At 68.5% G+C, this 13,577-nt stretch carries 8 protein-coding genes; 2 read left to right on the forward strand and 6 right to left on the reverse strand.

Annotated elements, in window-relative coordinates; translation table 11 throughout:
- Positions 1–25: 25 nt before the first annotated feature.
- Genes RDV84_RS19365 through RDV84_RS19375 form a run of 3 tightly spaced genes read right to left on the reverse strand, consistent with a single transcriptional unit; the run spans position 26 to position 3,139 of the window.
- Positions 26–601, reverse strand: a complete 576-nt coding sequence (locus RDV84_RS19365; protein ID WP_309151271.1) for a gluconate 2-dehydrogenase subunit 3 family protein — start codon at positions 599–601, stop codon at positions 26–28.
- Entirely contained in the window at positions 601–2,286 is a 1,686-nt protein-coding gene (locus RDV84_RS19370) for a GMC oxidoreductase (protein WP_309151272.1), read from the reverse strand. The genes RDV84_RS19365 and RDV84_RS19370 overlap by 1 nt, the downstream gene beginning before the upstream one ends.
- Before the next feature lie 28 nt (positions 2,287–2,314).
- Positions 2,315–3,139 carry a hydroxypyruvate isomerase family protein gene (locus RDV84_RS19375; protein WP_309153757.1) on the reverse strand — a complete coding sequence of 275 codons (825 nt, stop codon included), beginning with the start codon at positions 3,137–3,139 and terminating at the stop codon, positions 2,315–2,317.
- A 461-nt stretch (positions 3,140–3,600) separates the two neighbouring features.
- Between RDV84_RS19375 and RDV84_RS19380 the strand changes: the two genes are divergently transcribed.
- Positions 3,601–4,197: an N-acetylmuramidase family protein gene (locus RDV84_RS19380; protein ID WP_309151273.1), complete on the forward strand. Its 597-nt coding sequence runs from the start codon at positions 3,601–3,603 to the stop codon at positions 4,195–4,197.
- An 82-nt stretch (positions 4,198–4,279) separates the two neighbouring features.
- A complete protein-coding gene (locus RDV84_RS19385; RefSeq protein ID WP_309151274.1) occupies positions 4,280–5,545 on the forward strand; it encodes a hypothetical protein in 1,266 nt (421 codons plus the stop codon).
- On the opposite strand, the gene RDV84_RS19390 is transcribed toward RDV84_RS19385, so the two are convergent.
- Genes RDV84_RS19390 through RDV84_RS19400 form a run of 3 tightly spaced genes read right to left on the reverse strand, consistent with a single transcriptional unit; the run spans position 5,520 to position 12,909 of the window.
- Positions 5,520–8,600 carry an efflux RND transporter permease subunit gene (locus RDV84_RS19390; protein ID WP_309151275.1) on the reverse strand — a complete coding sequence of 1,027 codons (3,081 nt, stop codon included), beginning with the start codon at positions 8,598–8,600 and terminating at the stop codon, positions 5,520–5,522. The genes RDV84_RS19385 and RDV84_RS19390 overlap by 26 nt on opposite strands.
- The gene (locus RDV84_RS19395; protein ID WP_309151276.1) at positions 8,597–11,737 is read right to left on the reverse strand and encodes a multidrug efflux RND transporter permease subunit; all 3,141 of its coding nucleotides are present in this window, start codon (positions 11,735–11,737) and stop codon (positions 8,597–8,599) included. The genes RDV84_RS19390 and RDV84_RS19395 overlap by 4 nt, the downstream gene beginning before the upstream one ends.
- Entirely contained in the window at positions 11,734–12,909 is a 1,176-nt protein-coding gene (locus tag RDV84_RS19400; protein WP_309151277.1) for an efflux RND transporter periplasmic adaptor subunit, read from the reverse strand. The genes RDV84_RS19395 and RDV84_RS19400 overlap by 4 nt, the downstream gene beginning before the upstream one ends.
- Between the last annotated feature and the right edge of the window lie 668 nt (positions 12,910–13,577).

Below are 13,577 nucleotides of genomic sequence, written 5' to 3' on the forward strand. Positions count from 1 at the left end.
GCGACGCGAGTGTGCCGGCGCGCCATCAGGTCGCCCATGCCGGCGTGCCCGGCTCGTAGACCGCGGCGCCGTCGTAGCGTCCGGGCACCGCGACGTAGCGCAGCGCCTGGGTCGCACCGACCTTGGAGGTGAAGAAACCGAACAGCGTCAGCTGCTTGATCATGGTGAAGTAATGCGGCTTCGCGGCGTTGGCAGTGGCGCCGCCGGTGGCCACCGCCATCGAATTGATCCGCCGCCCGGCTTCGCCGTCCAGGGCGCGCAGCAATTCGCTGCGCGCCTGCGGCGACAGCGATACGAACCGGCCGCCCGCGCGCTGGTCGAGTTCGGCCAGGCCGGCGCGGAACAGCGCCTGGTATTCGGGCGTGTAGCAATCGGTCACGAACGTCGCCATGAACGCGCCGACGCCGGCGTCTTTAGCCCCGGGCGTCTTGGTCCGGGGCAGGATGGTGTCGGCGATTTCGTCGAGCCTGGCCACTTCGTCCGCGGAAAAGGCGCTGTTCCCGCTCGGCGCCGGCGCCTGCCCGTAGACGAACGCCGGTACGCCGATCATGGCCGCGCCGGTCGCGGCGGCGATCATCTTCAACAGTTCGCGGCGTTCCATCACAGGTTCCCCGCCTTGAGTTCGCGCACGGCATGGTCCGCCGCGCGCGCGGTCAGCGCCATGTAGGTCAGCGACGGATTCACGCAGGCGCTGGAGGTCATGCAGGCGCCGTCGGTGACATAGACGTTCGGCGCGTCCCAGACCTGATTGTGCATGTTCAACACCGAATTCTTGCGGTCGCGCCCCATCCGTGCCGTGCCCATTTCATGGATGGCCATGCCCGGGGCGTAGTCGCTCTCGTGCACCTTGACGTTCTTGACGCCGGCGGCCTCCAGCATTTCGGCCGCGTCCGCGCCCATGTCCTTGCGCATCGCCCGCTCGTTCTTGCGCAGGCTCACGTCCATCGCCAGCACCGGCAGCCCCCACTTGTCCTTGCGCTGCGGATCGAGGCTGATGGTGTTGTCGTGATACGGCAACATCTCGCCGAACCCGGTCATGCCGATGGACCAATCGCCCGGGACGCTCAAGGCGTCCTTGAGATCGGCGCCGACGCTGAGCTCGGCGATGTCGCGCGACCAGCCGCTGCGGCTGGCCGATCCCTGGTAGCCGAAGCCGCGTACATAGTCGCGCTTCTCCCGGCCCAGGTTGCGGAACCGCGGAATGTAGAAACCGCACGGCCGGCGGCCGAAGTAGTACTTGTCCTCGAAGCCCTCGACCCAACCGGACGCGCCGACGCGGAAATGATGGTCCATCACGTTGTGTCCCAACTCGCCCGAAGCCGAGCCCAGACCGCCTTCCCACACATCGGTGGCCGAGTTCATCAGCAGCCAGGTCGAATTGAACGCCGATGCGTTGATGAAGACGACCTTGGCGGTGTATTCGTAGGTCTGGCCGCTTTCGGCGTCGATGATCTCGACCCCGCGCGCGCGCTTTCGGTCCTTGTCGTACAGCACTTGCTTGACGATCGAGAACGGACGCAAGGTCAGGTTGCCGGTCTTCATCGCCGCCGGCAGCGTCGCCGACTGGGTCGAGAAGTAGGCGCCGAACGGGCAGCCCAGGATGCATTTGTTGCGGTACTGGCAATTGACCCGGCCCTGCTCCGGCTTGGGCTCGGTGATGTTCGCGGTGCGCGAGTGGATCAAATGGCGGCTGCCGCCGAACGCCTTCTTTATCCGCGTCGCCACGTCTTTCTCGACGATGTTCAACGGGATCGGCGGCAGGAACTGGCCGTCGGGCAGGACGTCCAGTCCCTCGACGGTGCCGGCGATGCCGGCGAATTTCTCGACGTAGTCGTACCACGGCGCGATGTCGGCGTAACGGATCGGCCAGTCGGTGGCGATGCCGTCCTTGAGGTTCGCCTCGAAATCCAGGTCCGACAGGCGATAGCTTTGCCGACCCCACATCAGCGAGCGGCCGCCTACGTGATAGCCGCGAAACCAGTCGAAGCGCTTGGTTTCGGTATACGGACAGTCCTTTTCGTCGGCCCACATCCCGGCCGTGTCTTCGGCCAGCGGGTAGTCGCGCTTGAGCACCGGGAACGCCGCCTTCATCTCCTGGGTCGCCCAGGTGCGGTGCGGGTAATCCCAGGCCTCCTTCATCGCATTGACGTAGCCCTTGACGTGCTCGATGTTGCGGCCGCGTTCCAGCATCAGGACCTTGAGTCCCTTTTCGGTCAGCTCCTTGGCCGCCCAGCCGCCGCTGATGCCCGATCCGACGACGATCGCGTCGTAATGATTGTCTGCCATGAGAGCTGTCCCAAGGTGGATATCGTTTTCAGACGTCGCACAGGCGTATCGCCTCGCGCAGCGATTCGACCGGGTCCGGCGCTTCTGGCATGAACTCCTGCGCCAGGTAACCGTCGAAGCCGGTGTCGCGGATCGCGCGACAGATGGCGGGATAGTTGAGTTCCTGGTTCGCGCCGATCTCGTGCCGACCGGGAACGCCCGCGGTGTGGTAGTGCTTGAACCACGAATGGTGCTTGCCGATGGTGGCGATGATGTCGCCTTCCATGATCTGCATGTGGTAGATGTCGTAGAGCAGGCCGAAGTGGTCCGAGCCGATCCGCTCGCACAGCGCGACGCCCCAGGCGGAGCGATCGCACAGATAGTCGGGGTGGTCCACCCTGGAGTTGAGCAGTTCCATCACCAGCACGACGCCGCGCTTTTCGGCGTGCCCGAGGATGCGCTTGAGCCCGGCCTCGGCGTTGGCCAGGCCCTGCTGGGGATCCATGCCGTTGCGGTTGCCGGAAAAGCAGATCAGGTTGCGGTAACCGGCATCGGCGACCAGATCGATGTGGCGGGCGTAGCGCTCCACCAGCTGATCGTGGAATTCCTTGCCGGCGAAGCCGTTCTTCAGTCCGAGCTCGGCGCCGTTGCACATCGAACTGAACACGCCGTGGGCCTTCAGGGTCGGCCAGTCTTCGGGGCCGACCAGGTCGATGGCGGAAAAACCGATGTCCTTCACCGTCCGGCAAAGCTCGGCGACCGACTGCTTCGGGAACGTCCAGCGGGCGACGGAGTGCTTCAGCCGGCCCTTCAGCGGGGCCGGGGCAGCGATGCCGGGCGCGACCGCGGCGGCGGCGAGTCCGAGGCCGGCCATTGCCGCGGCGCGGATCGCGTTTCGCCGCGTGATCTTCGGGTTCATAAAGCTCATCTGCGCTTCCTGAAGCCATAACCGAAAGGTCGCTCAGACAAATCTTTCGAAGCATCGCGTCGCGACGGGATGCGCACCGGCAGTCGATGCTTCGAATCGATCGAGCGGATGGAGATCCAGCCGCTGAGCTTCGCTGCCGGCATGAAACCGCAAAATTCCTCGGAATGCAATCGATTGCGCACAAGGGGGAGCAAACGCCTTCGGGGGCGAGTGTTCGGCCGAAATCATGCTGCAAAGCACCACGAAACCGATGCGCAGGCGAACCGCGATTCACGAGCCGGAGCGATCGACGTTGAACTCGGAGACGAGCGACATCGGACGCGGACCGGCGAACGCTCGCCCGCAGCGTTTCATCGCGCGGGCGCACATCCGCGTCGTCGCCGCGCCCTTCGCACAACGGCAGCCCAGTGGAAACGGCCATCAACCGAATTGTCTCACCGCAGGCGTGGAAGGACCTGGCAGAGCGGCTGGGAGTCGATGAGGCCTGCTTGAAAGCGGTCGCGGAAGTCGAATCGTCCGGCGGCGGATTCATGCGGCCGCCCTCGCAGCTGCCCAAGGTCCTCTTCGAAGGCCACGTGTTCCATCGCCAGACCCAGGGACGCTTCGACGCAAGCCATCCAGAACTGAGCCACCCGCACTGGGACCGGAGCAAGTATTCCGGCTCGGTCGCCGGCGAATGGAAGCGGCTGGATGCCGCCTGCGCGCTCGATCGCGGCGCCGCCTTCGCGTCCGCGAGCTGGGGCGCGTTCCAGATCATGGGGTTCAACTTCGCGATGTGCGGATTCGACGACATCGAAGCCTTCGTTGCCGCGCACAAGCAGAGCGCGGAGGCGCAGCTGGCGGCCTTCTCCAGTTTCATCCGCCGCCCGGGGCTGTTGGACGCGTTGCGCAGCCAGGACTGGAAAGGCTTCGCGGCCGCGTACAACGGGCTGGGTTTCGCCAAGAACAGCTACGACACCAAGCTCGCGACCGCCTATCTGCGGTTCGGCGGCCGCAGTCCATGAGCGAACCGCGGCCAACCGCGGCGAACCGCCCGCCTTGTCGGACGGGACGGCCTATGTTCGCCGCCTTGTTTGGAGAACGATCATGCCGGCTCCGGCTAGACATCGGTTGATTCCCGCATCCGTGCTGGGGCTTTTGTTCTTATGCGGCATGACCGCGCCGGCCAGCGTGCCGGCGTCCAGCGCCCAGGACGACGCGGCGCGCGTCGCCGCCGTCGATGCCGGCCCGGGCGATCCCGCGCCGGCGCCGGCGCCCGCGCCGAAAGTATCCGCCGTCGACGGCGTGCTTCAGCTCGACGACATCGCCGAGGTCACGGTCGCCAACCTGAAAGAGTGGGCGGCGACCCACGACCCCGCCAAACTGGTGCCTTTCATCGAAGGCAGGGCGATCCGCGGCAACTACCCCGAGGAAGTCCACCCGCACGAGGGCCGGATCTATTTCCATCTGAAGATAACTCCGGAAAGCAAGGAGCACTGGACGGATCTGCTGGGCGCGCCCGACAGCATGCGGCGGCCGGTGAGGTTCAGCATCGGCCTGGAGGATCACGCCCCGTTCGAAACCGTGCACGACAAAACCAATCCGCTGCTGATGACGGTCATTTCGCCTGTGTTCGGCGCGACCGCGGCGCTGGTGGCCTCCCTCACCTTGATCCTGTTCATACGGCTGGCGCGCAGCACCAGCATCATCCGCGAGCCGGGCGCCGCGCCGGCCGATGGCAGTCCCAAGGCGTACAACCTGGGGCGCACCCAGATGGCCTTCTGGTTCTTTCTGATCTACGTGTCTTACCTGGTGATTTGGCTGATCACCGACATGCTGGACACGATTACCCCGTCGCTGCTGGGGCTGATGGGAATCAGCGCCGGCACGGCGTTGAGCGAAGCGCTGATCGACTCCAGCAAGGATTCGGCGCACTCGGAGCGGCGCTGGAACCTTTCGGCGGAGCGGCGCGAGCTCGAAAAGACCATCGCCGATTTGAAGCTGGAACGCGCCGGGCTGGACGCCGGCGCCGCGGCCACGCCCGACGATACCGCCCAGCGGGAGCAGCTGGACGGAAAAATCCAGGCCGCGCGCGCGCGGCTGGCCCAGGCGGCGCACCGGTTCTCATCGCTGGATTCGAAAAAGTCGGCGCGCGCCTCGCGCGGATTCCTGCGCGACGTCATGGCCGATCGCGACGGGTACTCCTTTCATCGCTTCCAGATCTTCGCCTGGACCATCGTGCTCGGCATCATGTTCGTATCCAGCGTCTACAACAGCCTGGCGATGCCGGAATTCAGCGCCACGCTGCTGGGACTGATGGGGCTGAGTTCGGGCACCTACATCGGATTCAAGTTTCCCGAACGACAGGAGTAGCGTCCCGCCGCACCGGATCGCTCCACCGCGACAGCAGCAGATAGATGCACGGCGTGGTGTAGAGCGTCAGCCACTGGCTGACGATCAGCCCGCCGACGATGGCCAGTCCGAGCGGCCGCCGCATCTCCCAGCCCTCCCCCGTCGACAGCAGCAGCGGCGCGGTGCCGAGCAGCGCCGCCAGCGTGGTCATCAGGATCGGCCGCAAGCGCAGCGTCGCCGCCTCGATCGCCGCCTCGCGCGCGTCCAGGCCGCGCTCGCGCTGGCCGGCCAGGGCGAAGTCGACCATCAGGATGGTGTTCTTCATCACCACGCCCACCAGCAGGAACAGGCCCAGCAGCGAGATCAGGTTGAGTTCGTCGCCGAACGCGTACAGCGCGGCCAGCGCGCCGAGGCCAGCCGCCGGCAGCGTCGACAGGATGGTCAGCGGTTGCAGCCAACTCTCGTAGAGCATGCCGAGCAGCAGGTACACCGCGAGCATCGCGCCGAGGATCAGCCAGGCGAAGCGCTGGCCGCGCTGGTCGAGATCGCCGGCTTGCCCGCCCAGGCGCGCGCGCACGTCGCTGGGCAGCATGACCCCGGCCATGGCGCGCCCGATCGCGTCGCTGGCCTGCTGCAGGCTGGCGCCCGGCGCCAGCGCGAAGGATACGGTGGCGGCGGCGAATTGGTCGGTGTGGTTGATCCGGTCCGGCGCGATCCGGTAACGCATCGACGCGAACGCCGACAGAGGCACCCGTTCGCCCGCGGCGTTGAGCGCATGCACGCGCTGCAAGGTGTCGGGGCTGCGGGTCAGGCGCGGGTCGAGCTCCAGCACCACCCGGTACTGGTTCAGGCGCTCGTAGCGGGTCGCGATCTGGCGCTGGCTGAAGGAATTGTCCAGCACCGTGGCGATCGTGCGCATGTCCACCCCCAGCCGCGCCGCCGCGGTGCGGTCGATGTCCAGCACCACCTGGCGCGCGCCCTCGTCGCCGCTGGACTCGACGTCGGCCAACTGCGGCAGCCGGGCCAGCGCGTTGCGCACCTTCGGCGTCCATTCGCGCAGGCGCGCGACGCTGTCGGACATCAGGATCAGTTCGTGCCCGCCTTCGTCGCCGTCGCCGGGCAGGTTGATGTCCTGATCGACCCACAGCCACAGCACGCCGCCGGGCACCTTGGGCATCTTCTCGCGCAGGCGCGCCATGATCTCGTCGCTGGAGGCCTTGCGCTCGCTCAGCGGCTTGAGGTTGACCAGGATGAAGGCGTTGTTGATGCCGTTGTCGCCGCCGATGAAGCCGCCGATGTGCGAGATCGCCGGGTCCTGGGTCAGCAGTTCGCGGTACTGCGCGATTTTGGGCTGCATGACCTGGAACGACAGCCCGTCGTCGCCGCGGGCGAAACCGCGCAGCTGGCCGGTGTCCTGGCTGGGCACCACGCCTTTGGGCACCGCCGCGAACAGCCACAGGTTGAGGCCGAGCAAAGCCGCGAACCCCAGCGCCAGCCACGGCCAACGGCGCAACGCGGCGGCCAGCGAACGCGCATAGCCGCGGCGCAGGCACTGGAACGACGCGTCGATGCGGCCCCGCGGCGCCGCGTCCGCGGGTCGGCCGCCGGACAGGCGCGCGCACAGACTCGGGGTCAGGCTCAGCGACACCGCCACCGACACCGCCATCGCCGCGACCAGGGTGATCGAGAACTCGCGGAACAACAGCCGGGCGAAGTCGTCGACGAACATGATCGAGACGAACACCGCCGCCAGCGCCAGGTTCATCGACAGCAGGGTCGAGCCGACCTCGCCTGCGCCGCGCAGCGCCGCCTGCACCGGCGACAGGCCGGCCTCGCGGTGGCGGGCGATGTTCTCCAGCACCACGATGGCGTCGTCCACCACCAGCACGCTGGCCACGATCAAGGCCATCAACGACAAGGTGTTGAGCGAGAACCCGCACAGCCAGATCACCGCCAGCGCGCCGAACAGCGCGACCGGGATCGACAGCGTCGGCAGCAGCGCCGCGCGCACGTCGCCGAGGAACGCGAACACCACCAGCGCGACCAGGGCGACGGCCAGGATCAAAGTCGTTCGCGCCTCGGCCAGGGTCGCGCGGATGCTCGGCGAACGCTCGGCGGTGACGGTCATGCTGACGTCCGGCGGCAGCAGCGCCTGCAGCGCCGGCAGCCGCGCGCGCACCGCGTCGATGGTCTCGACGATGTTGGCGTCGGGCTGGCGGGTGATCACCATCAGCACCGCGTCGCGGTCGTTGTGGAAGCCGGCGGCGTAACGGTTCTCCACGCCTTCGCCGACGCTCGCCACGTCGCCCAGCCGCACCGGCCGGCCGTCGCGCCAGGCCACGATCAGCGGCGCGAATTCCTGCGCGCGCGCGAGCTGCTGGGGCGCTTCGATCTGCCAGCGCCGGTGCGCATCGCCCACTTCGCCGAGCGGCCGCAGCGTATGCGCCCGGCGGATCGCTGCGGCGACCTCGTCCAGGGCGATGCCGTGATGATTGAGCGCGTTCGGGTCCAGCGCCACCCGTACCGCCGGCAGCGAACCGCCGCCGAGTTCGACCTTGGCCACGCCGGGAATCTGGGCGACGCGCGCGCTCAGCAGGCTCGCCGCCATGTCGTAGAGCTGGCCCGGCGTATGCCGCGGCGAGCTCAGCGCCAACGCCATGATCGGCGCCTGCGACGGCGTGGATTTGCCGAACTGCGGCATCTCCGGCATCCCGGCCGGCAGTTGCGAGCGCGCGGCGTTGATCGCCGCCTGCACTTCGCGCGCGGCCGCTTCGATGTCGCGTCCCAGGGCGAAGGTCAGCTCGATCTCGGTCGCGCCCTGCGAACTGCTCGACTCGATCTCGACGATGCCGGGAATGCTGCCGAGCGCGCGTTCCAGCGGCGTGGCGATGGTCGCCGCCATCGATTCGGGACTGGCGCCGGGCAACTCGGCCCAGACCTGGATGCTGGGATAGTCGACTTGCGGCAACGGCGCCACCGGCAGCCGCGCGTACGCCAGCAACCCGGCCAGCGCCACCGCGACCGCCAGCAGCACGGTCGCGACCGGGCGGCGGATGAACACGCCAGCGATGTTCATGCCGTGGCCGGGCCGGGCGCGTCGGCCGCGACCGCCGACGCGGCGGAACGGCGGCGCGCGATGCGGTCGAAGAACAGATAGATCACCGGCGTGGTGAACACCGTCAGCAACTGGCTCAGCAGCAGGCCGCCGACCATCACCCAGCCCAGCGGCTGGCGCAACTCGGCGCCCGAGCCGCTGGCGAACATCAGCGGCACCGCGCCGAACAACGCCGCCAGCGTGGTCATCAGGATCGGCCGGAAGCGCAGCAGCGCGGCCTGCCGGATCGCCTCGCGCGGGCTCATGCCCTGCCCGCGCTCGGCCTCCAGGGCGAAGTCGATCATCATGATCGCGTTCTTCTTGACCAGGCCGATCAACAGCACGATGCCGATGATCGCGATCAGGTCGAGGCTGCGCCCGCTCAGCCACAGCGCCAGCAAGGCGCCGACCGTGGCCGAGGGCAAGGTCGACAGGATCGTGATCGGGTGGATGTAGCTCTCGTACAGCACCCCCAGCACGATGTACATCACCAGCACCGCGGCCAGCACCAGCCACAGCGTGCTCGACAGCGAATCGCGGAACGCGCCGGCCGCGCCCTGGAACTGCAGCTGCACCGAGGCCGGCGCGTCCAGCTCCGCCCAGGCGCGCTCGATCGCCGTCACCGCGCGATCCAGCGACGCGCCCGGGGCCAGGTCGAAGGACACCACGGTCGCCGGGAACTGGCCGATCTGCTGGATCAGCAGCGCCGCCGGGCGTTGCTCGACCCGCGCGATCGCCGACAGCGGCACCGGCTCGCCGTCGGCGCCGGCGACGTGGATGCGGCCGATGTCCTGCGGCCCGCGCTGGAACTGCGGCCGCGCTTCCAGCACCACGCGGTACTGGTTGGCCTGGGTGAACATGGTCGAGACCTGGCGCTGGCCGAACGCGTCGTACAGCGCGTCGGCGACGTCGGCCACGCTGACGCCCAGCCGCGCGGCGGCGGCGCGGTCGATCTCCACGTACGCCTGCAGACCGTCGCGCTGCAGTTCGCTGGTCGCTCCGGCCAGGGCCGGTTCGCGCTGCAGGCGCTGCAGCAGGCGCTCGGTCCAGTCACCCAGCGCCTGTTCGCTCGGCGCGGTGAGGCTGAGCTGATACTGGGTGCGGCCGATGCGGTCGTCCAGGCTCAGCTCCTGCGCCGGCTGCAGGTACAGCTCGATGCCGGCGATCCGCGCCGCGCGTTGCTTCAAGCGCTGCAGGATCTCGCCGGCGGCGGCTTCGCGCTGGCCGTGCGGCTTGAGATAGATCAGCATCCGCCCGCTGTTGAGCGTGGCGTTCTGTCCGTCGACGCCGATGAACGAAGACAGCCCGGCCACGTCGGGATCGTCGAGCAGCGTCGCGGCGACCGCCTGCTGGCGCTGCGCCATCGCTGCGAACGACACCGATTGCGGCGCCTGGGTCACGCCCTGGATCAGGCCGGTGTCCTGGATCGGGAAGAAGCCCTTGGGCACCGCGAGGTACAGGGCCGCGGTCAACAGCAAGGTCGCCAGGGTCGCCAGCAGGGTCCAGCCCTGGTGGCGCAGCACCCAGTCCAGGCCGCGGTCGTAATGGGCGATCATGCGGTCGAACGGATCGGGCTTGCGTTGGCGCGCCTGATCCCGTCCGTTCGTATCTTGCCCGTCCTGTTCGCGCCGGCCCGGATGGCCGTGGCGCAGGAACACCGCGCACATCATCGGCGTGAGGGTCAGCGACACCACCAGCGAGATCGCGATCGCCACCGCCAGGGTGATCGCGAACTCGTGGAACAGCTTGCCGACCACATCGCCCATGAACAGCAGCGGGATCAGCACCGCGATCAACGAGAAGGTCAGCGAGATCAGGGTGAAACCGATCTGGCGCGCGCCCTTGAGCGCCGCGTCGAGCGGTTTCTCGCCGCGCTCCAGGTGGCGGGCGATGTTCTCCAGCATCACGATCGCGTCGTCGACCACGAAGCCGGTGGCGATGGTCAGCGCCATCAGGCTGAGGTTGTTGAGCGAGAAACCGGCCAGGTACATCACCCCGAAGCTGCCCACCAGCGACAGCGGCACCGCCACGCTGGGGATCAGCGTGGCCGGCACGTTGCGCAGGAACAACAGGGTCACCATCACCACCAGCGCGATCGCCAGCGCCAGTTCCTTCTGCACGCCGCGGATCGAGGCGCGGATCGATTCGGTGCGGTCGCCGAGCACGCTGACTTCGGCCCCGGCCGGCAGGCTGGCCGACAACTGCGGCAGCAACGCGCGCACCCGGTCGACCACGTCGATCACGTTGGCGCCGGGCTGGCGCTGGATGTTGACCAGGATCGCCGGCCGCCGCCCCGACCACGCCGCCAGCATACGGTTCTCGGCGCCGTCCTCGACGCTGGCGACATCGCCCAGGCGCAACGGCGCGCCGTCGCGCCAGCGCAGCACCAGGTCGCGGTATTCCTGCGGCGAGCGCAACTGGTCGTTGGCGTCGAGCATGATCGCGCGGGTCGGACCGTCGAAGCTGCCCTTGGGCGCGTTGATGTTGGCCGCGCCGATGGCCTTGTGCACCTCGGCCACGCTCAAACCGTTCGCGGCCAGCGCCACCGGATTGACCTGCACCCGCACCGCCGGGCGTTGTCCGCCGGCGAGCGCGACCATGCCCACGCCCGGCAACTGGGCGATGCGCTGGGCCACGCGGGTGTCGATCAGATCGTAGAGTTCGGGCAAGGACAGCGTGTCCGAGCTCACCGCCAAGGTCAGCACCGGCGCGTCGGCGGGATTGACCTTGCGGTACACCGGCGGCATCGGCAGGTCGTCGGGCAGCAGGCCGCTGGCGGCGTTGATCGCCGCCTGCACTTCCTGTTCGGCCACGCCGAGATCGACCTCGAGCGAGAACTGCAGGGTGATCACCGATGCGCCGGACGAACTGGACGAGGACATCTGCGCGAGGCCCGGGATCTGGCCGAGTCGGCGCTCCAGCGGCGCGGTCACCGCCGCCGCCATCACCGTCGGGCTGGCGCCGGGATAGAAGGTCGACACCTGCACGATCGGGTAATCCACCTGCGGCAGCGCGGCCGCGGGCAGTAGGCGATAGGCCAGCAGCCCCGACAGCAGCAGCGCGATCATCGCCAGGGTGGTGGCGATCGGCCGCAGGATGAAAATGCGCGACAGATTCATCGGCTGCCGGCGGCTGGCGCGGCGGCGGCCGCGTCGGCGATCACTTCGACCGCGCTGCCCTCGCGCAAGCGGTCCAGGCCTTCCAACACCACCCGCTCGTCCGGCTTGAGCCCTTCGTGCACGGCGATGCGCCCGTCCTGGGCCGCGCCGAGCTTGAGCGGACGGATCGCGACCTTGCTGTCGGCGCCGATCACGAACACGTAGTTGCCCTTGGCGCCGAACTGCACCGCGGCGTCGGGAATCACCACCGCGTCGCTGCGCTGGGTGCTCAGGCGCACGTTGACGAACTGCTGCGGAAACAGCGCGGCGTCGGCGTTGTCGAACACGGCGCGGATGCGCAGCGTGCCGGTGGCGCTGTCGATGCGGTTGTCGATGCTGGCCACGCGGCCGCTGGCCAGGCGGGTGCGTTCCTCGCGGTCCCATGCCTCCACCGGCAGGTCCGGCTGGCGGCGCACCGCCTCCAGCAAGGCCGGCAGTTCGTTCTCGGCGACGGTGAACATCACGCTGATCGGCGAGGTCTGGGCGATGCTGGCGATGGCCTCGCCGGCGGTATTGCCGGCGCCGACCAGATTGCCTTGGTCGATGCCGCGCAGGCCCACGCGCCCGGACACCGGCGCCACGATCCGGGTATGTCCCAGGCGCACTCGCGCTTCGTCGACCGCGGCTTGATCGCTGCGGCGACGGCCTTCGAGCTGGCGCACCTGCGCTTCGCGATTGCTGACGTCCTGGGCCGAGACGTAGTGGCCGGACTTGAGTTCGCGATAACGCGCCAGTTCGCGCCGGGCGTTGTCCAGCGTCGCCAGATTCTCCTGCTGCTGTCCTTCGGCCTTGGCCAGTTGCACTTGATAGGTGCTCGGATCGATGCGCGCGAGCAACTGCCCTGCCCTGACCTGCTGGCCTTCCTGGAACGCGACTTCGACCAGTTCGCCCTCGACCCGGCTGCGCAGGGTCACGTAGCTCAGCGGCGTGACCGTGCCGAGGGCCTTGAGGGTGACGGCGAAACTCTCGCGCTTGGCCGCCGCCGCGCGCACCGGCACGGCGGCCTGTTCCGCGGCGGCGGCGGCCGGCGCCGACGGCCAGAATCGCCACGCCAGCATCGCGGCGAGCGCCGCGCAGACCGCGGCGGCGATGAAAAGACGGGACTTCGGCGACGACGGCGGAGCGATAGGCATGGGCGTTCGAGCGGATCGATAGGCGAAAGGAAGGACGCCGCGGCCGCGAGGCCGACGACGGCCATGCGGCGGCGGCGCAAGCGCGCGGCCGGCAACGGACGGACTGGGACGGATCGGGACGGCGGTGGCGGCTACGAATCCCCGGCTGCCGCAAATGAGAACGAGTCTCGTTATCTCTCAGTATGGCACGGCGCCGCGGCCTGCGCTGTTTGCGTTTGTACCGGGCGCCCGATACGGCAAAGCGCTGCGCGTCGGGCAGGCGATCCGCGGCTTCGTCGACGCGCTGGGTGCGCGGCCGGTTTTCGTTTCGCCTGATGGCGCATGCGGCGTGTCGGCATGGGATTGCCCCGCGACGCGCGGCGCGATGTCCAAGCCGACTACCGACTTTGCTCGGAGCGCGCGGCGGATTCCTTCGTGCGCGCCGCCATTACGCCGACACGAGATCGCGCGCACCGAACCGGCGCAGCGTGCGTCGTCCCCGCCTCGATTACGGCCCCATGCCCCCTGCTTTCTGCCATGCGTCGTTTGCGCAAATCCCCCATCCCCCGCGATGTCTGCTCTCAGCGCTTTCCAGTGACGCCGTCGAATGCGCAGCTCCCCTCGCGCGTCTTGCGATCCTTTCGCCGACACCAGCCCCCAAAAAACGAAGGGGCGGCCTGGGCCGCCCC

The sequence above is a fragment of the Lysobacter yananisis genome, assembly GCF_031199375.1.
Classification (GTDB): domain Bacteria; phylum Pseudomonadota; class Gammaproteobacteria; order Xanthomonadales; family Xanthomonadaceae; genus Lysobacter; species Lysobacter yananisis.